The sequence below is a fragment of the Pseudomonas sp. MAG002Y genome (genome assembly GCF_019400845.1).
GTDB lineage: Bacteria > Pseudomonadota > Gammaproteobacteria > Pseudomonadales > Pseudomonadaceae > Chryseomonas > Chryseomonas luteola.
The window spans coordinates 55,021-76,314 of the sequence record NZ_WOEJ01000017.1; the positions used below are offsets into that span (position 1 = coordinate 55,021).

Genomic DNA, 21,294 nt, shown 5'->3' on the forward strand with positions numbered 1-21,294 from the left:
GAAGGAGAAGGGAGGCCATGACTCAGACAGGTTTGGCGAATGCCGATGTGACGCTCTATGAGTCTTGGGTTGTTTCTCAGGAAGCTGACGACTGGATGGCGGAGCTGATTAAACAAACGCCATGGGAGCAGCCGCAGGTGCAGGTTTACGGCAAGAGCTATCCAACCCCCAGGCTCGTTGCTTGGTATGGTGATCCTGGAATCAGTTATGGATATTCCAGTCTTGCGCATCCTTCTTTGCCTTGGACGGAGCTTCTTGGCGATATTCGTGGTCGAGTGAGTCGGTTTTGTGAACACCCATTCAATGGGGTGTTGATCAACTATTATCGTAACGGCCAAGATGCCATGGGTTGGCATAGTGATAACGAGGCTGTGCTGGGCCGAAACCCTACAATTGCTTCGTTAAGCCTGGGGGAGGCGCGACGTTTCGATCTGCGTCGTCGCGGTGTGCAACGTATCGAGCATTCCATCGAGCTAACGCACGGCTCGCTTCTGGTTATGCGAGGTGCTACCCAGCATTATTGGCAGCATCAAGTTGCCCGTACAAAACGGTCTATGTCTTCTCGACTCAATCTTACTTTTCGTTGGATACGAACGTGAGCGATAACAACCTGATTGATTTTACTTCCGAGCGAAGCAAGCGCATCCATGATTTGAATGAAAAACGGCTGAACGAGATGCGTCAGGCGTTCGAACAGGCTCTGCCATTGGCGAAGCCCAAAAAGAAAGGCAAGTCAAAGCCCAAGAAACGTTGAGTGTCAGTTACCTACCTACCCAACCATTGACTGAGGTCAATAATCCGAAGCTGTCTCTCGTTTAACGTATACCCATTGCTTGGCCGCAGAGATCATCACCATGTTTATCGATGATGTCATCACAATGGGTATCGGCGCGTTGGCTTCGATTTCGCTGTTTGTTGCGGTTGTAGGTTTCATCGTCTGGAAGGATATGCATAAACGCTGACCTTCTGGACAAAGGGCACGCAAGGCACTTGGGCGACTTCGGTCGCCTTTTTTTGCTTTATTTTCAGGGATTAGAAAAAGGCTGGCTAAAAAGCCAGCCTTTTGTGTTTAGTGAGCAACTACAGGTTTGGTGCGATAGCCTTTCAAACCGTAGAAGAGAATGTAGACATAGCCCAGCATCGGAACAAAGAACGACATCAGCAGGCCGATAGAGTCAGCAAACATAGCCTGGATAAACGGAACCAGTGCGCCGCCAACGATGCCCATGCACAGCAGACCAGAGCCCTTACTGGTGAACTTGCCTAGGCCGTCTAGAGCCAGGGAGAAGATGGTGGGGAACATAATGGAGTTGAACAGACCAATGCAAAGCAGAGCCCACATTGCTGCCTTACCACTGACTGCCATGGCAATCGCAAGCAATACGACGTTTGCAACGCTGTTGAAGGCCAGCACATAGTTAGGTCTGACGCGTGCCATGATCACACCACCGACAAAGCGGCCTACCATCGCGCCGCCCCAGTACAGAGCCAGGTAGCGTCCAGCTACATCACTCGAGAGGCCTGCCACGTCAGGGCTTTCCATCAGGCTGATCAGGTAGGTGCCGATCGATACCTCGGAGCCTACATACATGAAAATACCGATAACACCGAGAAGAAGGTGCTTGTACTGCCAGATGCTTTTGGCTTCGTGCTGAGGAGCGCTGTTCTGCTGGGTCTGAACTTCGTCATTACCGCCTTTGATTTGCGGCAATTTGATAAAGCCAATGACCACGGCAATTGCCAGAAGCATACCGGCCAGAATCAGGTAGGGCATCTGTACCGAAGAGGCATCTGTGCTGTGCTCGACCAGTGCCAGAATGGTTACGGCGCCAATCAGCGGGCCTACGGTTGTGCCCAAGGAGTTGAAGGCCTGAGTCAGGGTCAGACGGCTTGCAGCGGTTTCCGGCTTACCAAGAACAGTAACGTAGGGGTTGGCTGCCACCTGAAGGACAGTGATACCACCCGCTAGTACGAATAGGGCCAGTAGGAAGAAGGCGTAGGAGTGCGCTCCGGCAGCTGGATAAAACAGCAAACAGCCAACAGCAGCTGTACATAAACCGAAGATAATTCCCTTCTTGTAGCCAAGCCCCTCAACCAGGCGACCTGCCGGGAACGAGACGATGAAGTACGCGGTAAAGAAACAGAACTGAATCAGCGAGGCTTGAACGTAGCTCAGCGTGAAGACAGCCTTGAGGTGAGGAACCAGAATATCATTCAGCGAGGTAATCAATCCCCACATGAAGAACAGTACGGTCAGTACCGACAGGGGGCCTCTGTAATTTGGAACTTCGTTGGAATTATTCATCTTCTCTCCAAAGGGGTAGGCGACTCAAATAAACGCCCGTTTAAAGCTCGCATATGATTGATCCAATCCGTTTCGGTTCAATCCGCGCGGAATAATAGTTATGAACCGTGCAGAAATCGATTCAGCGAGAGGTTAAATTTTTAAAAAGTTCGTCTAAAGTCATGTTTTGGTTGTAAAAAAACCCGCACGGTGTGCGGGTTTTAGGGTGTTGCACGCGGCGCTGGATCAGCTATTCCATCGCTTGAGAATCAGCGTGGCGTTGGTTCCACCAAAGCCAAAGCTGTTGCTCATGACGACGTCGAGCTTGGCATTCTCCTGAGTCTCACGAAGAATGGGCAAGTCTGCTACCTGAGAGTCGAGCTCATCGATATTGGCTGAGCCAGCGATGAAGTTGCCTTCCATCATCAACATGCAGTAGATCGCTTCATGAACACCAGCGGCGCCCAAAGAGTGACCTGACAGGCTCTTTGTAGAGCTGATGGCCGGGGCCTTGTCACCAAAGACTTCCCGTACCGCCTTGATCTCCGCAACATCACCCACCGGGGTGGAGGTGCCGTGGGTGTTCAGGTAGTCAATCGGGGCGTCCACTGTAGACATCGCCTGGCGCATGCAGCGTGCAGCGCCTTCACCGCTCGGCGCAACCATGTCATAGCCATCGGATGTTGCACCGTAGCCTACAATTTCTGCATAAATCTTGGCACCACGAGCAAGGGCATGCTCGAGCTCCTCGACTACAACCATACCGCCGCCGCCAGCGATGACAAAGCCATCACGATTGGCATCGTACGCGCGGGAAGCCTTTTCAGGGGTTTCGTTGTACTGGCTAGACAGGGCGCCCATGGCGTCGAACAGGAAGGACTGGGACCAATGTTCCTCTTCACCGCCACCGGCAAACACGACGTCCTGCTTGCCCAGTTGAATCTGCTCCATCGCCAGGCCAATGCAGTGCGCACTGGTTGCGCAGGCCGATGCCACGGAATAGTTCAGGCCTTTAATTTTGAAAGGCGTTGCAAGGCAAGCCGATACCGTGCTGCTCATAGTACGAGTAACCCGGTAGGGGCCGACACGCTTGACGCCTTTTTCGCGCAAGATATCCAGCGCTTCCATCTGGTTGAACGTAGAGGCGCCCCCGGAGCCGGCAATCAGGCCGGTACGTGGGTTTGAAACCTGCTCTTCGGTCAAGCCTGAGTCTTTGACAGCCTGTTCCATTGCCAGGTAGGCATAGGCGGCTGCATCACCCACGAAGCGCTTGACCTTGCGGTCGATCAGCTCTTCCAGGTTCAGGTCGACGGACCCGGACACTTGGCTGCGAAGCCCCATTTCGGCATATTCCGGATTGAAACGAATGCCGGGACGACCTGCGCGCAGGTTGGCGGAAACGGTGTCTTTGTCATTGCCGAGGCAAGAAACAATGCCCAAGCCGGTGATCACGACGCGACGCATGCGGAAGGACCCTTAGAAACTTTCTGTTGAAGTGAATAGGCCGACACGAAGACCTTCGGCCGAGTAAATCTCGCGACCATCAACGCTAACCGTACCATCTGCAATGGCTAGAATTAGCGAACGTGTAATGGTGCGCTTGATATGTATGTTGTAGGTCACTTTCTTGGCAGTGGGCAGTACCTGGCCAAAAAACTTGACCTCTCCTGAGCCCAGCGCACGGCCGCGGCCAGGATTTCCCTGCCAGCCAAGATAGAAACCTACCAATTGCCACATGGCATCCAAGCCCAGGCAGCCTGGCATTACCGGGTCACCTTCGAAATGGCATTTAAAGAACCAGAGATCTGGATTGATATCCAGCTCGGCGACCAGTTCACCCTTACCGTACTTGCCGCCTACATCGCTGATATGAGTGATCCGATCGATCATCAGCATGTTCGGGGCGGGCAGTTGCGCATTACCCGGGCCGAATAGCTCGCCACGGCTGCAGCGCAGCAAGTCTTCGTGGGTGAAGGCGTGTTGTTTGGTCATGCAAGCTCCTGTAGCTGGCCTGGTGATCAATGTCGGCGATTATAGTGTCGCTCTCGCTATTGGACAGCCACCACATAGACAGCCAAGCCATTTTTAAAGTCACAGCGAGGCGGTAAAACCTCGCGAAAGACGAATTGTGCACGTTGGAGATCAAATACTCCAATAGTGATGCATATCCGATTACAAGGACGTTGCTCCTCGAGACCGCTCGGGCTGGCTAATCCAGCGTTGCAGCATCTGCTGAAGATCAGCTCGCTTGAAGGGTTTTGCCAGATAATCATTCATTCCGGCAGCCAGACAATTTTCCCGATCCCCCTGCAGCGCATTAGCCGTCAGTGCAATGATGGGAACCATAGGCCCAGGCTGTTGGCGGATCAGGCGAGTAGCCTGATAGCCATCCAGCACCGGTAAGCGACAGTCCATGAGAATTGCACTGAAAGACTGCTGCTCGGCCAGACTTACCGCCTGGGCTCCATCCCCTGCGATAGTAATATGATACCCCAGGCTGCGTAACATGGCTTCGATAACTGTCTGATTGACCGGGTTATCCTCAACCAGCAGGACGTTCAGTCCATTGGCCTGAAACTCCTGAAGAGGAGACTGGTTGCGCTCTGTCTGCTGGACGTGTCGGAAGGGAAGCGGCAATTCGAGCGTAAAGGTTGATCCCTGGCTTTCCTGGCTTATGGCATGAAGCGATCCACCCATCCGCTCCGCCAGTGTGCGTGCGATGGACAGTCCAAGCCCGGTACCTCCGTAACGGCGGCTGATGGTTGGGTCTGCCTGCTGGAAGGCATCAAACATGCGTTCCAGACGTTCTGCCGAAATACCTATGCCGCTATCGTGTACCGAGCAGGTGAGCCAGAGCAGGCGCTCATCCAGAGGTTGGCAGTAGCATTTAACCTCGATTAAGCCGCTCTCGGTAAATTTGAGTGCATTGCCAACCAGATTGACCAGGATCTGCCTCAGGCGCGTCGGGTCTCCTGTAACCTCCAGTCGCTCCAGACTTTCGGCGCCTTCAAGCGCCAGCTGCAGACCACGTTGTGTTGCACTGTGCTGGAAAACCTGCACCGAACCTGTAATCAGGTCGGCCAGATTGAATGGAATGCTTTCCAGCTCCAGCGCACCACGCTCGATGCGTGAGAAATCCAAAACATCGTTGATGACTTTCAGCAAATGCTCTGTGGATTCGGTAGCAAGGCTGGTGTATTCACTTTGCTCGCGGGATTGCTCTGTGGTTTCAAGGAGCTGCAACATGCCCAGTACGCCATTGAGTGGTGTACGAAGCTCATGACTCATCATGGCGAGGAAGTCTGATTTGGCGCGGTTGGCCTGCTCGGCCTCTTCACGTGCCGCAACCAGCTGATCAATGCTGCGCTGTTGCTCTTCACTGGCCCGCTGCAGGGCTTGGGCAAGATCATTGATCAGATGCGCCAATACGCCCATTTCGGAGTTGTCTGGTACCGGAAGACGGCTGTGGTAGTCGCCTGCGCGAATGGCATTCACGGTACGACCCATGTCGCTTAGCGGCGCGGAAAGGCGCTTGGCCAGGCGCCAGGCCAGCAAGAAGGTAAGCCCAAGTGCCAGTAAGGCCAGTGCGCCTGCCTTGGTCAAAATAGCCTGTTGGCGCTCATGGAAGGCTTCGTTGGTCACGCCAACGGCAACACGGCCAAGGGACCCATTCGAATTGGGTGTGCCCGAGCGGCTGATGCTTGCGTGAAATATCTCTACCTGTGAAGCCGATTGCGCATTGGGGGGCGGATTATGCGCATACATGATGATGCGCTCCTGACGATCGCGGATTTCGATAAAGCGAACGTAGCGGGTCGCCAGTGTGGCCTCCAGGAGGTTGCGTAGCATCGGCAGGTTGTCGGTCGAGACCCCATATTCACTGGCAGATGCCAACTGAATTGCAATCAGCTGACCTGTGTGACTGAGTTCGTGATGCAGATCCTGAAGGCGGGCGTATGTGAAATAGCCCGTCAGTACCAGTGTAATAATCAGGGCAGGTCCCAGGCTGATGGCTAAAGTACGGGTACGTATGCCCCAGCCGCGTCGCTTGTCCAATAGAGCGTTCTCCGTGAGCCTTGAGCTCGATGCTCTTACTACAATAGGCCATTCTGGCCGTTATGGTGTTAGCGTCCACCTTCAGGAAGAAGGATACGGTAATTACACATGGTTCAATAAAAGAGAGCGGAATGTTAAATAGGGGCTTCGTATAATGTGGATACCGTCGCACATTGCGGCATAAATGGATAACCCGATGAGTGTAAAGCAACCTATAGCAGTCTTGGGCGGAGGCAGTTTTGGAACTGCCCTGGCCAATCTGCTGGCGGAGAATGGTCATCCTGTAAAGCTCTGGATGCGCGATCCTGAGCAGGCTGAAGCTATTCGTCAAGTTCGTGAGAATCCGCGGTATCTAAAGGGCATAAAGGTTCATCAATCTGTCGAGTCGGGATGTGATCTTGATGCCTCTCTGGCAGGGTGTGACATTGTCTTTGTCGCGCTGCCCTCCAGTGCGTTACGTAATGTGCTTGCCCCGGTAGCCGATCGCCTGGCTGGTAAGGCGTTGGTCAGCCTCACCAAAGGAATTGAAGCGCATACCTTCAAGCTGATGAGCCAGATCCTTGAGGAGATCGCACCGAAAGCCAGAATTGGTGTGATTTCAGGACCTAACCTGGCGCGAGAGATTGCAGAGCACGCACTGACGGCTACCGTTATTGCCAGTGAAGATGATGCGCTCTGCCAGCAGGTGCAGGCTGTTCTCCATGGGCGTACCTTCAGGGTCTATGCCAGCCGTGACCGGCTGGGAGTAGAGCTGGCCGGAGCCTTGAAGAACGTATATGCCATCATGGCGGGGCTGGCAGCTGCGCTGAATATGGGTGAAAACACCCGCAGCATGCTGATTACCCGCGCGCTCGCCGAGATGACTCGCTTTGCCGTACAGCAGGGTGCCAATCCCATTACATTCATGGGTTTGGCCGGGGTAGGTGATCTTATCGTCACTTGTTCTTCGCCCAAGAGCCGCAACTATCAGGTAGGGCATGCATTGGGTGAGGGCCTTACGCTTGAGGCGGCAGTTGCTCGAATGGGGGAGACGGCGGAAGGAGTTAACACCTTGCGTGTCCTCAAGGAAAAAGCCGATGAACTCGGCGTCTACATGCCGCTGGTGCAAGGCCTGTATGCGGTACTTTTCGAGTCCCGCACGTTGGATCAGGTTATTGCTGCGTTGATGCGTGGGGAGCCGAAAACCGATGTCGATTTCTATTTGCCGATAGGCTCCGAAACCTAGGAGAGAATATGTCAGCAGACACTCATGAGCGCGAAAGCCTCGCGTTGCGTCTTATCTGGATGGTGATTTTCCTGCTTGTATGGTTAGTGTCGCAGTACCTTTTTGCAGGTGTGGTAATTGCTCAGCTGGGCTATCGCCTCGTCAAAGGCACACCAAGTGACGCCTTAAGTGAATTTGGTTCGAGTTTGTCCTGCTATCTGGCGCAGATTGTTCGTTTCGGAACCTTTGCTACAGAAGAAAAGCCATGGCCTCTTGCTGACTGGCCCGATACCGCTTCCTCTATGCAAGAGAAACAGCCATGACGCTCTGGTTGCTAAGGCATGGTGAGGCGGAGCCGCGTTCAGAGGGCGATGAGTTCAGGCCGTTGACGGATAGAGGGCGTACTGAGGTCAGGCGCAGTGCAGAGCGGCTATTAGGGCAAAGAATCGATGTGATTTATGCCAGTCCATACGTCCGAGCCCAGCAGACAGCCGAGCTGGTCAGGGGTGTTCTAGGGCACAAAGAGTCCATTGTCACTTTGCCCTGGATAACGCCTGATGATGACGTGATCAAGGCTATTGATCTTCTGGATGATCTTTCCGGCAGTAATATCCTGTTAGCTACCCATAATCCCTTTGTCAGCTACCTGGCTGGTCTTCTGGTTCATGGAAACCTACAGCAGCCACTGAGTATGGCTACAGGCTCACTGGCTACGCTTGAAGGGGAAACGCGCATTGCAGGTGCCATGGAGCTGGTTGAGCTTTTCCATCCTTGACTGATTCGACGATTCCATAATTTCTAACAAAAAAGAGGTCGTTATGTTAATTGATGCATCAGGTGTGTCTTTACGGGTCTATGCGGAGTACCTGGTATGAGTATCTGGTTCACCGAGCCGGACCTCGCTGCGCTGGATGAGAGTTTGCAAAACACTATTTGCGAGCGCGTGGATATTCATTTTGAGGCTTATGATGAAGATTCGCTCACTGCAAGCATGGCGGTAGATGAGCGTACCCACCAGCCGTTTGGGTTGCTTCATGGAGGGGCTTCTGTTGTCTTGGCAGAAACCGTCGGCTCCATTGCCAGTCTGCTCTGTATCGACAGGAGCCAGTACACCTGCGTGGGGCTTGAGGTCAATGCCAATCATTTGCGAGCTGTTAAACGTGGACGGGTGACCGCTGTGGCAAAGCCTGTCCATCTGGGTCGAAGTACTCATGTATGGGATATCCGATTGTCAGATGAAGCGGGGCGTGCAACCTGTATTTCGCGTTTAACGGTAGCTGTCATTCCCAAAGACCGCATTTCGTCCTGATGCCGCGCCTGGACCAGCCCTTTCGGTTATTAGGTGTTGGTCTTGCGCCTCTTTATATCTAGAGCATTTACTGGTTCGTCGAGCATGAGCGCCATTGCTCTGCGAAGCCCTTCTGCTTGCTTTATTGTCTGATCTGAAAATCAATTATGAGAACTAGACATGACTGCCCATGTACAGGAGTTGCGCCTTAACTTACCCCACCTTGAGCTTGCGGCTCGTTTATTCGGCCCTGAAGACGGGCGGCCAGTGCTGGCTTTGCATGGCTGGTTAGATAATGCCATGACGTTCTCGCGATTGGCCCCTTATCTGGAGGGGTTGCGCATTGTTGCAGTCGACCTGCCGGGGCATGGTTTATCCGCTCATCGCCCGGCCGGTGTTGGCTACCTGCTGCAAGACTACGTGCAGGACGTATTGATGGCAGCAGAGCAGCTAGGGTGGGAGCGCTTCTCGTTACTGGGTCACTCACTCGGGGCCATTATTTCGGTGCTTTTCGCAGCAGCATTGCCGGAACGTGTCGAGCGTCTGGCGTTGATCGACGGGCTGCTACCGTACACGACAGAGCCGGATGAGGCGCCTGAAAAATTAGGCAATGCCTTGCGTGCTCAGCTTAATTTGCCCAATAAGCGCAAGCCGGTTTATGAGACTGTTCAGCAGGCCGCTCAAGCCAGACTCAAAGGTGTGGGATCGGTCAGTATGGAGGCTGCAGAGCTACTGGCAGAGCGAGGGTTGATGCCTATTCCAGGAGGGTATACCTGGCGCTCCGATGCTCGTTTAACCTTGCCGGCCACATTAAGGCTGACGCATGAGCAGGCCTTGGCGTTCATTAAAAAAGTGCAGTGCCCCGCGAGTCTCGTTGTGGCTGACAAGGGGCTGCTCGTCAATATTCCCGGTATCGATGGACTTTTACAGGAGCTTGCTTGCTATGAAGTTACCCGTTTGGCTGGGGGGCATCACTTGCATCTGGATAACGAGGTTGGCGCAAGGGCGGTAGCAGATTGTTTCAATCGCTTTTTCTCTGCAGCTTGACTCGAATACGGGTATTGATAAGGCTTGTTATGCATAAAGGATCAATAGCGATCAAGTCACAGGGAGCCATGCCTCTAAAGGATGCAGCGTTTGGGCGGTTTTGAACGTGTATTCGCTCTGTCAGATTCGCCTGTCAGTCCTCAGGCAGGAGAAAGCGTGTGCCGGTATAACACGCTACTCCAGGTAAACATGTCCCCGCTATTATTTATGGGTCTTTAAATTAATTCAGGGTGATTCACTAATATATATGCGACTTTTTTTTGCGCTTGGTCTGGGATTCATGACGTGTGCTGCTGTTGCGGCAGATATGCCAGGCAGTGTCGATCTTCCAGTGCTGGCGCGACCTGCCCATGCCGAAATTATTGATTATCGTGAGGCTGGGTCTGTCGAAAAAATGTACCCACAGGGCGCTGTAAGTCGTATAGGAGGCAAGTTGCGCCTGGAGGGAGACGTCCAAGCAGAGGGTAAGCTCGTCACGCTGACCTATGAGTTGCCCCGTGGCCATGACCCTATTGCGGCACTTAATGAGGCTAGAAGTACATTGCAGAAGCAATCTGCGATACCGTTATCGTGGTGTAAGGGACGCGATTGTGGCTCCAGTAATGTATTTGCCAATGCTATTTTTGGAAAATCGCAGTTGTATGGGCCGGACGAGCAGCAGTCGTATCTCCTGTTGCGTCTCGCTCCACCACAAGACGACACATTGCTGGCGCTTTACGCGATCACTCGGGGTAATCGAAGGGGTTATCTGCATGTGGAGCAGCTCGAGGCTTCCATACCTTTGGGCAAGCTGGTAGCAAGTCCTGCAACATTGCTTCGTCAATTGCGGCAAGATGGTGAGTTACATCTTCCTGCGTTAGCCGATCCACCAGACGATATCTGGCTGGACCTGGTAGGGCAGTGCCTTAATCTGGACACAGGTACCCGAGTGATCATCGGTGGGCCGCAAGCGGGCAAGTGGGAAAAAGCGTTGCTGGCCAGGAGAATACGAGCTGCCCGGCTTGAAGTTGACCCGAATCGTGAGCCTGGGCTCTATCTGCAGCTATAACCCATCTAGCGGTAACGACAGGTATCTGGCGGGGCGTTAAGCTCTGACATTGTCACTTGCCTGTCCGGCGGGTGGAACCGATTAAGCAGGACAGTGATTCGATTGTCATCTTAGGAATTTTTATGCGGCTTCCTGCTGGTCAGTCTCCCCAATTACCTCCGCCCATGTATGAGCACGATCGCCTGCTCGTCCGCATACTTCTCCTGTCACTCCTTGGTGCCTGTCTATGGGTGTTGCTGCCATTCATGTCGGCCCTATTTTGGGCTGCGGTACTGGCTTACGCCAGTTGGCCCCTGATGCGGGGCTTGACCCGCAGGCTGAACGGCCGCAATACGGTGGCCGCTGCGATTCTTACGATCGGTTGGATATTGTTGGTGGCATTGCCGCTTGTATGGGTTGGTATCGGACTTGCTGATCATGTGCGTGGAACGATTGAGTTAGTTCGCAGCATTCAAGTGGGCGGTTTGCCGCCTGTGCCAGAGTGGGTAGTGCGGTTGCCTCTTGTTGGCGACCGGCTGGCCAGTCTATGGCAAACCCTAGATGCGCGAGGTACTGCCTATTTTGACAGCTTGAAGCCCTATCTGGGGCAGATGGGGAATTGGCTTCTGGCGCGAAGTGCGCGCGTAGGTGGCGGCTTTTTAGAGCTGGCGCTAAGTCTTGTCCTGGTGTTTTTCTTCTACCGTGACGGACCTCGGCTGGCTACCTTGGTTGAGAAGCTGCTCGTCAGGCTGATTGGTGCTCAAGCCGGCCATTATATGCAACTGGTCGGCGGCACAGTGCATCGAGTCGTTAATGGAATTCTAGGAACGGCGGCGGCTCAAGGTGTCTTGGCGATGATAGGCCTAATGATCGCTGGGGTGCCCGGCGCGTTAGGATTGGCGCTGTTGACCTTTGCATTGAGCTTGATCCCTGTAGGGCCTCCGCTGGTCTGGATACCTTCAACGATCTGGCTGGTGCTCCAGCAGGAATATGGATACGCCATATTCATGGGGCTTTGGGGGCTCTTTGTCATTAGCGGTGTAGATAATATTCTCAAGCCGTATTTGATTAGTCGGGGAGGGGACCTGCCATTGGTAGTCGTATTGCTTGGTGTCTTTGGCGGCCTGCTGGCGTTTGGTTTTATGGGATTGTTTCTGGGGCCTATTCTTTTGGCCGTTGCCTACAATCTGATTCGTGACTGGATGGCAGGCGCTACAGATCAGGTCCCAAAGCCATAACCAAACGAGTGGGGCAAACAAGACGTTTTACCCCACTCAAGCACGTTATAGCGGAAGGCTCTTGGCGTTTACATGCAGGTTGCGTCCTGCAAGCAGGCCAAATAACGCGGCTGAAATGGCGATTCCAATAAACAGGATGCCCACACTGCTCCAGCCGCTGCTCATGTCATGGATCACGCCTACCAGCAGGGGACCCATGGCTGCCAATGTATAGCCTACGCCTTGGGACATTCCTGACAGGCGAGCTGCAATATGCGCATCAGGCGAACGAAGTACGATCAAGGCCAGTGCTATACTGAAGGTTCCGCCTTGGCCCAGGCCTAGAATGCAAGCCCAGAACCATAGACTGCCGAGGGAACCGTACAGGCAGCCAAGAAGGCCGGTTAGCGTCATGCTCAGCACCAGGATGATGGCCAGGCGCTGGTCCTTGCCTCGGGTAGCCAGCCAAGGCGTGATAAGCGCGGTCAGTAATTGAAGTAGGACTGAAATGGACAGCATGAGTCCTGCCTCTACAGCGCTGAGACCTCGATCAATCAGGATGGAGGGTAGCCATCCAAAAACAATATAGGCGAGCGACGATTGAAGCCCCATATAAAGGGTGACCTGCCAAGCCAGCTTATCCTGCCATAAGCCTACCACCTGCCATTTCTGGCTGTTCGCATGATGATTAGCGCGGGTTTGCGGCAACCAGACGATTGCTGCCAAGATCGCTGGTGTTGCCCAGAAAGCCAAGGCCGGTTGCCAGCGGTCGTTGAACATATGCTCCAGTGGGGCTGTTGCACCGGCGGCGAGGGCGGCACCCAGGCATAGCGCCATGGTATAGGCGCCCATGAGCATGCCTGCCTGCTTTGGAAAGTCCCGCTTGATAATGCCGGGTAATAGAACGCCTATGACTCCAATGCTGGCACCTGCAACAAGACTGCCTATAAACAGGCCGGCAGGGGGTAACAGACTACGTAAGACAATACCGCCTGCCAGTGTAAGCAGTATCACCAGCACGGTTCTTTCGCTGCCCAGCCATCGGGAGAGGCGAGGCGCCAATGGCGCAAAAAGTCCCAGGCACAGGACGGGTGCTGTAGTCAGTAGCCCGGCTGCTGAGCTGGACAACCCGGTCGAGGCCTCGATCTGACGAAGCAGAGGGGAAAGACTTGATAAGGCGGGCCTTAAATTAAGTGCGACAAGAAAGAGTCCCAGCAGGAGTAACCACGCACGTGCGGGTACAGATGAGGTGTGGGTTGATGGGGCAGACATTAAGTAATCCAAATGTATAAACATGCTCATCCTACCTCAAACAATCGGCAGGACATTTTTGTAGTTGGGGTGGCGAGATATACACACCCGACTAAAACGCCATTGGGCGTAATGTCAAGGGGTTGTAATGCGTAGTAAAGCTATACTCTAAAATTATAAATAACTGAAAAGGCACAGAATTTATGGATTGCCTAAAAAAACGACAGTTTAGTTAAAGGTGGCGTGGCTACTGGCGTTGCGGTGATTTCCACCATCTTTTCCACGAACTTATCCACAGCTTTTGTGGATTAAAAACGTTCATGCCAGGTACTTTAAGGCGTTTATACAATGTTTTTTCGCGACATTTTGTCCTTGTAAATAGTTGGCAAGTTCCATCCGTGGCTCCATACGAGCCTCGAATCAGGCATATAGCAGGCGTATGCTGGCTATTTAGTCTGGTTCACTCACCAAGCAAGCCTAACCTTATCCAGGCTTTGTTAGAATACGGACCTATAAGCGCGCCTCGCGCGTATGAAATTCTTAGCCTTCAGCGGAGTACTTATGTCCGAGCCGATTCGCCTTACCCAATACAGCCATGGAGCCGGCTGTGGTTGCAAGATTTCGCCTAAGGTATTGGAAATCATTCTGGCCGGCAGTGGTGCCCAGCATCTGGACCCGAATCTTTGGGTAGGAAATGCCTCGAGGGATGATGCAGCGGTATATGCCCTTGATGCTGAGCGAGGTGTGGTTTCTACAACTGACTTTTTCATGCCCATTGTGGATGATCCCTTTGATTTCGGACGTATCGCGGCGACCAACGCCATTAGCGATATCTACGCCATGGGTGGCGATCCTTTGATGGCAATTGCAATTTTGGGCTGGCCTGTCAATGTGCTTCCGCCTGAGGTTGCACGGGAAGTGGTGGCAGGTGGCCGCAAGGTTTGTGACGAGGCGGGCATCCCGTTGGCTGGTGGACACTCTATCGATGCGCCTGAACCTATTTTTGGTCTGGCAGTAACAGGTGTCGTCGAAAAGCGAAACATGAAGCGAAACGACACGGCTTCGTTAGGCTGCAAGTTGTTCCTTACCAAGCCTCTGGGCATCGGCATTCTGACTACCGCTGAAAAAAAATCAAAATTGCGTGTGGAAGACATGGGTGTCGCACGCGATTGGATGTGTCAATTGAACAAGCCGGGTAGTCGCTTTGGCAAGTTGGCTGCCGTCACCGCAATGACAGATGTAACGGGCTTCGGGCTACTGGGACATCTGGTGGAAATGGCTGACGGCAGCGGCTTAACTGCCCGGGTCGAATATAACGCAGTTCCACGTTTGCCTATGGTTGAGCAGTATCTGGAGTGGGGGTGTGTGCCTGGTGGCACCTTACGCAACTTCGATAGCTACGGTGACCGTATTGCATCGCTATCCGAGCAGCAGAAATTGCTTTTGTGCGATCCCCAGACCAGTGGCGGGCTGTTGATCGCGGTCGAGCCGCAGGGCGAGTCAGCATTCATGTCGGTCGCTCGAGAGTTAGGCCTATCACTTCAGCCTATTGGCGAAATGGTTGATCGACAGCGGCATGCGGTTGAGGTGTGTTGATGCGCGATGACGCTCGGGACTACCGCTCCCTCTTTCTTTCTGGTGTGCCGCTAATGGATGTGCGTGCACCCGTCGAGTTTTCCAAGGGCGCTTTTCCGGGCGCAACCAACCGGCCGTTGATGAATGACATCGAGCGGCAAAAGGTGGGTACCTGTTACAAGCTGAAGGGGCAGCAGGCTGCTCTGGAGCTTGGACACTCTCTGGTTTCCGGTAAGTTGAAGGAAGCGCGGGTACAGGCGTGGGCCGAGTTTGCCGAGGCCAATCCGGAGGGCTATCTGTACTGCTTCAGGGGTGGGCTGCGGTCGCAAATCACTCAGCAATGGCTGCTTAGTGAGGCAGGTATTGCCTATCCACGTGTAGCCGGTGGCTATAAGGCCATGCGTACGTTTCTCATGGAAACACTGCTTCAGTCTGTTGAGGAATGCCGCTTTGTATTGGTGGGCGGTATGACTGGAACTGGCAAAACAGAAGTCATCGCTCAGCTCGACGATAGTATTGATCTGGAAGGGCATGCCAATCATCGCGGCTCAAGTTTTGGTAAGCGCGCCACCGTACAGCCATCACAAATCGATTTTGAGAACAGTCTGGCCATTGACTTGTTGAGGCGTCGTGCAAAGGGGCAGGATCGTTTTGTGCTGGAAGATGAGTCTCGGTTGATTGGGCGGTGCTCCTTGCCTTTTGAGTTGCACCAGGCTATGCAGCATTTTCCCATGGTATGGCTGGAAGACACCCTGGAGGAGCGTGTCGAGCGAATACTAAAGGACTACGTGATTGATCTGGCAGCCGAGTTCAATCGTGAACATGGCGACAGCGGATTTGATTTGTTTGCTGAACAGCTTTGTAAGAGTCTTTCCAATATTGCCAAAAGACTGGGCGGCGAGCGCTATCAACGCCTGGCGGAAATCATGAATGAAGCACTCGCGGTGCAGAAGGTCAGTGGCGATGTAGAGCAGCATCGTGAATGGATTCGAGCGTTGCTAAGTGAATATTACGACCCTATGTATGCCTATCAACGCGAGAATAAGTCAGGGCGCATCCTCTTTGCTGGAGATCAGCAGGCGGTCGTGGGTTATCTCAAGGCAAACCGTTGAACAGGCTAATTAAAACGAGGTCTTTAATGCGCCGGATTTACTTATCCATTGAAGGAGTCAAATCATGAATCGCTGGCTTGCAATGATGCCTGTCGCGGCGCTGGTACTTGCTGGATGTGCAGCCAAAACGGTCAACCGAGACAGTTGTGCAGCGGAAGTGAACGCTGCATGGAAAGAACTGGATATAGCCAAAACCGAAGGGTTTGCAGGTACGGTCAGCTACTCCAAGGCGCTGGGCTTGATTTCAACCGCCAAGACTCAGCAGCAGGTAGAAGCCTATAACGGCTGCGTTCAAAATGCCCAGAAGGCGCGCTTCTATATTCGCGAATCACGCGCTGGTCGTTGATTGATCCAAGGATGAACATCTCACATGTTCATCCTTTCTTGCTTCCCTTTCCTCTATCTAGCCTTGAGCGTTGAACGCTTGCCCATTGACGTGTGCGCTGTCTGGTCCCATCAAATAGAGGTAGACGGGCATGATCTCCTCGGGTGTTGGGTTGCGTGCAGGGTTTTCAGCAGGGTAAGCGAGGGCGCGCATGTCGGTTCGGGTTCCGCCGGGATTGATACTGTTGGCCCGTACGGCCGCAGTGCCATCCATTTCATCGGCAACCACCTGCATAAGGCCTTCGTTGGCAAATTTAGAAACGGCGTATGCTCCCCAATAGGCACGTCCTTTTCGCCCCACACTGCTGGAGGTGAAAATGATCGAGGCATCGTTCGATTGTCTGAGCAGTGGCAGTAGCGCACGCGTTAGCATGAAGACTGCGTTGACGTTGACTTGCATAACCTGCATGAAGGCTTCTCCGCTGGTCTGCTCAACAGAGGTGCGAGGACCTAGAATACCTGCATTGTGCAAAAGACCATCAAGTCGACCAAACTCCGTTTCTACCATGGCAGCCAGCTCTTCGAACTGCTCAGGCCGTGCGGCTTCAAGGTCAAAAGGAACGACTACCGCTTGTGGATGGCCAGCAGCCTCGATTTCATCGTAGACCTCGTTGAGGTTCTCTTCTGTCTTACCCAAGAGTAGGATGGTTGCGCCATGGGCAGCATAGGTTTTTGCCGCTGCCCGGCCAATGCCTCGTCCGGCACCTGTTACAAGGATGATTCGATTTTTGAGAAGGTCAGGGCGGGCCTTGTATTCAAACATCTTGACTCCCAGCCGCTCGCTTGAGCGGCCCTACTATTTTAACAGCCGCAAATGGCGCGGTCCAAGGCGTCACGCAGCTCAAGCGGGTGATCTACTACCAGATCGGCGCCCCAGTGAGCAGGATTGTCCTCTGGATGGATATAGCCATATCGCACGGCCGCTGTTTTGGTGCCCGCTGCGCGCCCCGAATCGATATCTCGACGATCGTCACCGACAAAAATGACGGCTTGCGGCTCGATATTGATTTGTTTACACGCTAACAACACGGGCTCTGGATCAGGTTTGCTGTAGGTGACGTGGTCAGGGCAGATCAGAACGGCTGAACGTTTAGCAAGGCCAAGTGCCTGCATGATGGGCTCTGCATAACGGACGGGCTTGTTGGTGACTACGCCCCAAGTCAGACGAGCCTGCTCCAGGTCCGCCAACAATTCTTCCATGCCCTCGAATAGGTGAGAGTGGATGGCGCAGTGATCCTGATAGCGGTCAAGAAAGTCCAATCGTAGTGGGTCAAACTCATCGCTCAAGGGATCTACTTCGAACGCGCTGGCTACCATGGCTCGCGCGCCACCCGATACGACGTCCCGGACAGTTTTCTCATCGACGGCTGGCAAGCCTCGATCAGCGCGCATGGACTGGATCACGGCGATAAAGTCAGGTGCCGTGTCGAGCAATGTGCCGTCCATATCGAACAGTACTGCTTTTATTCGCATCCTATTACTCCTCGCGGATGGTGCGCAGCATGTAGTTTACGTCGACATCATTGCCCAGCTTGTAGACCTTGGTAATCGGGTTGTAAGTCATACCGATGACATCGCGTACGTGTAGGCCGGCGTTTCGGCACCAAGCGCCTAATTCGGATGGACGAATAAACTTGCGGAAGTCATGAGTGCCGCGCGGCAGCAGACGCAAGACATATTCGGCGCCCACAATGGCAAATAGATAGGATTTGGGGTTGCGGTTAATCGTAGAGAAAAAGACATGGCCGCCAGGTTTAACTAGTGTCCGGCATGCTTGAATCACAGATGCCGGATCTGGGACATGCTCAAGCATTTCCATGCATGTGACGACATCGTAAGCGCCGGGCGTTTCAGCTGCCAGCTCCTCAGCGGTAATGCGGCGGTAGCTGACGGGCACACCTGATTCCAGTTGGTGAAGCTGTGCAACTGAAAGCGGCGCTTCGCCCATGTCGATCCCTGTGACGTCCGCGCCCCGTACTGCCATGGCTTCGCTCAGGATGCCGCCGCCGCAGCCTACGTCGAGTACTTTTTTGCCGGCGAGGTTGGCGTGTTGGTCAATCCAATTGACGCGCAACGGATTGATATCATGAAGCGGCTTGAATTCACTCTCTCTGTCCCACCACCGCGAGGCCAGGGCTTCGAATTTGGCAATCTCGGCATTATCGACGTTGGACATCCCTTACACTCCATTCTCTAAATTCGTTGTGCAAATGCGCTTGTGATTTGGCATTTGCTAGATGAACGCACCACTGGCGCAGCCAGTCGTTAGCGAGCGGCTATCTTTTGGCCCCAGGTGCGAGCGTTCTCGATAAGTTCTTGTTCATCCAGGCGGGTCAGCTTGCCGTCCTTTAACAAGGGGCGACCACCCACCCAGACATGCTTCACACAATCACGGTTGCTGGCATAAATCAGTTGAGACACTGGGTCATAAATGGGTTGCTGAGCCAGTCCGCTCATGTTGAAAGCGACCATGTCAGCTGCCTTGCCCACCTCAAGGGAGCCCAGGCAGCGCTCAAGACCTAGGGCACGTGCCCCATTGAGTGTGGCCATACGCAAGGCTCTGTGTGCATCCAGTGCTGTTGCGGAACCGGCTACGGCCTTGGCCAGGAGAGCGGCGGTACGGGTTTCGCCCAACAGATCCAGGTCATTGTTGCTGGCTGCCCCGTCCGTACCTATCGCGACGTTCACGCCTGCCTGCCAAAGCGTTTCTACCGGGCAGAAACCGCTGGCTAGCTTGAGATTGGACTCAGGGCAGTGGATTACATGAGTGTTGGTCTCAACCAGATTTTCCAAGTCTTCCTCGTCGATCTGGGTCATGTGGACAGACTGGAAGCGGGGACCTAAAAGTCCTAGCCTGCGCAGGCGAGCAAGCGGACGTTCCCCTGTCTTTTCGATTGCCTCCTGCACCTCGCCAGCCGTTTCATGCACATGCATGTGGATGCATGCGTCAAGTTGATCGGCCAACATCAGGACATTGGCCAGCTTGTCATCGCTGACGGTGTAGGGGGCGTGAGGCCCAAAAGCGACCTTGATGCGCTCATGTAGCTTCAGGTCATCAAAAAGCTCAAGTCCCCGGCGTATCGCCTCATCTGCAGTCCTTGCCCCTGGTACAGGAAAGTTCATGATCGGCAGGGTGACTTGCGCCCGCATACCTGACTCGTGGATGGCCTCACACGCTACCTGCGGAAAAAAGTACATATCCGAAAAGCAGGTTATGCCGCCTTTGATTTGCTCTGCGATGGCCAATCGGGTGCCGTCGCGGACGAAATCCTCGCTTACCCATTTGGCTTCAGCGGGCCAGATATGTTCCTGTAGCCAAGTCATGAGCGGAAGGTCATCCGCAAGGCCACGAAACAGTGTCATCGCAGCATGGCCGTGCATATTGATGAGGCCCGGACTCAGTAGCATGCCGGGAAGTTCGACTGACTCGGCTGCCTGATAGCGTCGCAGATCAGAGCGGGGTGCCAATACGGCGATTTGCCCATTCTTGATGCCGATAGCGTAGTCAGTCAGTACCACCCCGGCCGGTTCCACCGGAACGATCCAGGTGGGGAAAAGAAGCAGGTCAAGGGGCACGACACCAGGCATGGAAGGGCTTCCTGAAGGTAAATAAATGAAAGTATAACTGGCGTCAGCCCAATGGCGGGACTCAGTCGGACCACATTATCGATAAAAGCGTTTATAAGCCCATGTATTCGCGATGTCCTGTCACAGCGGCTTGTATCACCCCTGTATAATCGACTTTTTTGTTTCAGGCGATGAGGGTGATCATGCGCGAACGACTTCTGGCCGCAGAGAAGGTCAAGGCTATCGAGTGGAAAGAGGGCGTACTGCATCTGCTAGATCAGCGTTTATTACCCATGCAGGAAGTCTGGCTCACGTATGACTCGGCCAGTGGTGTGGCCGAGGCAATCAGGCAGATGGTCGTGCGAGGAGCACCGGCAATCGGTATTAGTGCAGCCTACGGCGTTGTGCTAGGCGCTCGAGCGCGCCAGCAGGCAGGGGAAGACTGGTTGCAAGCGCTGGATGAGGATATGCAGATGCTCGCAGAGTCCCGTCCTACAGCGGTCAACTTGTTCTGGGCGCTTAATCGTATGCGAGAGCGCCTGAAGCGACTCAAGCCGGGCGAGGAGGCACTAGCGGCCCTTGAAGCGGAGGCCGTTGCCATCCATGAGAGCGATCGCGAAGCCAATCTGACCATGGCGCAGCTCGGGGTCGAGTTGATTCGCAAGCATGGCGATGGCGTTCAGACGCTTCTGACCCATTGCAATACCGGTGCGTTGGCGACCGGAGGGTTTGGAACCGCCCTGGGGGTTATTCGTGCGGCTCACCTGGAAGGACTTGTGGACAAGGTATTTGCCGATGAGACGCGCCCGTGGCTACAAGGTGCCCGCCTTACTGCCTGGGAGTTGGCTGGCGAAGGCATTCCTGTCACTTTGAATGCCGATGCGGCAGCGGCCCATCTGATGAAAACCGGCAATATCTCCTGGGTCATCGTAGGGGCTGACCGAATCACAGCCAACGGTGACGTTGCCAACAAGATCGGGACCTATCAGCTGGCCGTCAATGCAATGCACCATGGGGTGCGCTTTATGGTTGTGGCGCCCAGTTCGACCATCGACATGAATCTGACATCCGGTGAGGACATCCCCATCGAGCAGCGTGAGGGACGCGAACTGCTTGAAATAGGCGGCGTTCGGATTGCGGCAGAAGTCGATACTGTAAATCCTGTTTTCGATGTAACGCCTGCTGATCTGATTGATGCGATTGTCACGGAGCGAGGCGTCGTGGAGCGGCCCACTGCAGAGAAAATGGCTGCACTTATGAACCGCAAGCGCTTGCACTGATT

At 53.9% G+C, this 21,294-nt stretch carries 23 protein-coding genes; 14 read left to right on the forward strand and 9 right to left on the reverse strand.

Going from position 1 to position 21,294, the window contains the following annotated elements; all coding sequences use genetic code 11:
• The first annotated feature begins 17 nt into the window (after positions 1–17).
• The 3 genes from GM154_RS20585 (at position 18) to ccoM (ending at position 962) form a co-directional block, all read left to right on the forward strand.
• Entirely contained in the window at positions 18–599 is a 582-nt protein-coding gene (locus GM154_RS20585; protein WP_150347682.1) for an alpha-ketoglutarate-dependent dioxygenase AlkB, read from the forward strand.
• Entirely contained in the window at positions 596–754 is a 159-nt protein-coding gene (locus tag GM154_RS20590; RefSeq protein WP_010797833.1) for a hypothetical protein, read from the forward strand. The genes GM154_RS20585 and GM154_RS20590 overlap by 4 nt, the downstream gene beginning before the upstream one ends.
• A 100-nt stretch (positions 755–854) precedes the next feature.
• Positions 855–962 (forward strand): cytochrome c oxidase subunit CcoM, encoded by a 108-nt coding sequence (gene ccoM, locus GM154_RS25865; protein ID WP_019365407.1) that lies wholly within the window; start codon positions 855–857, stop codon positions 960–962.
• A gap of 107 nt (positions 963–1,069) precedes the next feature.
• Here the strand turns inward: ccoM and GM154_RS20595 are convergent, their stop codons facing one another.
• From GM154_RS20595 to GM154_RS20610, 4 genes are all read right to left on the reverse strand, one after another.
• Complete coding sequence (locus tag GM154_RS20595) at positions 1,070–2,305, reverse strand: sugar MFS transporter (protein ID WP_219653206.1); 1,236 nt, start codon at positions 2,303–2,305, stop codon at positions 1,070–1,072.
• Between the two features lie 225 nt (positions 2,306–2,530).
• Complete coding sequence (gene fabB / locus GM154_RS20600) at positions 2,531–3,748, reverse strand: beta-ketoacyl-ACP synthase I (protein ID WP_074827340.1); 1,218 nt, start codon at positions 3,746–3,748, stop codon at positions 2,531–2,533.
• Positions 3,749–3,760: 12 nt separating this feature from the next.
• Positions 3,761–4,276 carry a 3-hydroxyacyl-[acyl-carrier-protein] dehydratase FabA gene (gene fabA, locus GM154_RS20605; RefSeq protein ID WP_010797837.1) on the reverse strand — a complete coding sequence of 172 codons (516 nt, stop codon included), beginning with the start codon at positions 4,274–4,276 and terminating at the stop codon, positions 3,761–3,763.
• A gap of 180 nt (positions 4,277–4,456) precedes the next feature.
• Positions 4,457–6,340, reverse strand: coding sequence for an ATP-binding protein (locus GM154_RS20610; protein WP_219653207.1), 1,884 nt, complete (start codon positions 6,338–6,340; stop codon positions 4,457–4,459).
• 196 nt (positions 6,341–6,536) lie between these two features.
• On the opposite strand from GM154_RS20610, the gene GM154_RS20615 reads away from it, so the two are divergent.
• The 7 genes from GM154_RS20615 (at position 6,537) to GM154_RS20645 (ending at position 12,144) form a co-directional block, all read left to right on the forward strand.
• The gene (locus GM154_RS20615) at positions 6,537–7,565 is read left to right on the forward strand and encodes an NAD(P)H-dependent glycerol-3-phosphate dehydrogenase (protein ID WP_219653208.1); all 1,029 of its coding nucleotides are present in this window, start codon (positions 6,537–6,539) and stop codon (positions 7,563–7,565) included.
• An 8-nt stretch (positions 7,566–7,573) separates the two neighbouring features.
• Entirely contained in the window at positions 7,574–7,867 is a 294-nt protein-coding gene (locus tag GM154_RS20620) for a DUF4389 domain-containing protein (protein ID WP_219653209.1), read from the forward strand.
• On the forward strand, positions 7,864–8,319 hold the full coding sequence (sixA, locus tag GM154_RS20625) for a phosphohistidine phosphatase SixA (protein WP_219653210.1): 456 nt from the start codon (positions 7,864–7,866) through the stop codon (positions 8,317–8,319). Before GM154_RS20620 ends, sixA begins: the two co-directional genes overlap by 4 nt.
• 96 nt (positions 8,320–8,415) lie before the next feature.
• On the forward strand, positions 8,416–8,853 hold the full coding sequence (locus GM154_RS20630; protein ID WP_219653211.1) for a hotdog fold thioesterase: 438 nt from the start codon (positions 8,416–8,418) through the stop codon (positions 8,851–8,853).
• Positions 8,854–9,012: 159 nt separating this feature from the next.
• Positions 9,013–9,879 (forward strand): alpha/beta fold hydrolase, encoded by an 867-nt coding sequence (locus GM154_RS20635; RefSeq protein WP_010797843.1) that lies wholly within the window; start codon positions 9,013–9,015, stop codon positions 9,877–9,879.
• Between the two features lie 247 nt (positions 9,880–10,126).
• Positions 10,127–10,927 (forward strand): DUF4892 domain-containing protein, encoded by an 801-nt coding sequence (locus GM154_RS20640; RefSeq protein WP_125887854.1) that lies wholly within the window; start codon positions 10,127–10,129, stop codon positions 10,925–10,927.
• Between the two features lie 164 nt (positions 10,928–11,091).
• Positions 11,092–12,144, forward strand: coding sequence for an AI-2E family transporter (locus GM154_RS20645; RefSeq protein WP_037030858.1), 1,053 nt, complete (start codon positions 11,092–11,094; stop codon positions 12,142–12,144).
• Positions 12,145–12,189: 45 nt separating this feature from the next.
• Here the strand turns inward: GM154_RS20645 and GM154_RS20650 are convergent, their stop codons facing one another.
• The gene (locus GM154_RS20650; protein WP_219653212.1) at positions 12,190–13,395 is read right to left on the reverse strand and encodes an MFS transporter; all 1,206 of its coding nucleotides are present in this window, start codon (positions 13,393–13,395) and stop codon (positions 12,190–12,192) included.
• A 540-nt stretch (positions 13,396–13,935) separates the two neighbouring features.
• On the opposite strand from GM154_RS20650, the gene selD reads away from it, so the two are divergent.
• The 3 genes from selD (at position 13,936) to GM154_RS20665 (ending at position 16,407) form a co-directional block, all read left to right on the forward strand.
• The gene (gene selD / locus GM154_RS20655; protein ID WP_219653213.1) at positions 13,936–14,970 is read left to right on the forward strand and encodes a selenide, water dikinase SelD; all 1,035 of its coding nucleotides are present in this window, start codon (positions 13,936–13,938) and stop codon (positions 14,968–14,970) included.
• The gene (mnmH, locus tag GM154_RS20660; RefSeq protein ID WP_219653214.1) at positions 14,970–16,061 is read left to right on the forward strand and encodes a tRNA 2-selenouridine(34) synthase MnmH; all 1,092 of its coding nucleotides are present in this window, start codon (positions 14,970–14,972) and stop codon (positions 16,059–16,061) included. The genes selD and mnmH overlap by 1 nt, the downstream gene beginning before the upstream one ends.
• 64 nt (positions 16,062–16,125) lie before the next feature.
• Positions 16,126–16,407 (forward strand): hypothetical protein, encoded by a 282-nt coding sequence (locus tag GM154_RS20665; protein ID WP_010797849.1) that lies wholly within the window; start codon positions 16,126–16,128, stop codon positions 16,405–16,407.
• A gap of 57 nt (positions 16,408–16,464) precedes the next feature.
• Here GM154_RS20665 and GM154_RS20670 read toward each other — a convergent pair whose 3' ends face one another.
• The 4 genes from GM154_RS20670 to GM154_RS20685 form a co-directional block, all read right to left on the reverse strand.
• The gene (locus GM154_RS20670) at positions 16,465–17,208 is read right to left on the reverse strand and encodes a YciK family oxidoreductase (RefSeq protein WP_219653215.1); all 744 of its coding nucleotides are present in this window, start codon (positions 17,206–17,208) and stop codon (positions 16,465–16,467) included.
• 38 nt (positions 17,209–17,246) lie between these two features.
• Positions 17,247–17,918, reverse strand: coding sequence for an N-acetylmuramic acid 6-phosphate phosphatase MupP (gene mupP / locus GM154_RS20675; protein WP_219653216.1), 672 nt, complete (start codon positions 17,916–17,918; stop codon positions 17,247–17,249).
• A 4-nt stretch (positions 17,919–17,922) separates the two neighbouring features.
• Positions 17,923–18,621, reverse strand: a complete 699-nt coding sequence (gene ubiG / locus GM154_RS20680) for a bifunctional 2-polyprenyl-6-hydroxyphenol methylase/3-demethylubiquinol 3-O-methyltransferase UbiG (RefSeq protein ID WP_010797852.1) — start codon at positions 18,619–18,621, stop codon at positions 17,923–17,925.
• 89 nt (positions 18,622–18,710) lie between these two features.
• A complete protein-coding gene (locus GM154_RS20685) occupies positions 18,711–20,033 on the reverse strand; it encodes a TRZ/ATZ family hydrolase (protein ID WP_219653217.1) in 1,323 nt (440 codons plus the stop codon).
• Between the two features lie 182 nt (positions 20,034–20,215).
• On the opposite strand from GM154_RS20685, the gene mtnA reads away from it, so the two are divergent.
• Positions 20,216–21,292 carry an S-methyl-5-thioribose-1-phosphate isomerase gene (mtnA, locus tag GM154_RS20690; protein WP_219653218.1) on the forward strand — a complete coding sequence of 359 codons (1,077 nt, stop codon included), beginning with the start codon at positions 20,216–20,218 and terminating at the stop codon, positions 21,290–21,292.
• Positions 21,293–21,294: the final 2 nt, after the last annotated feature.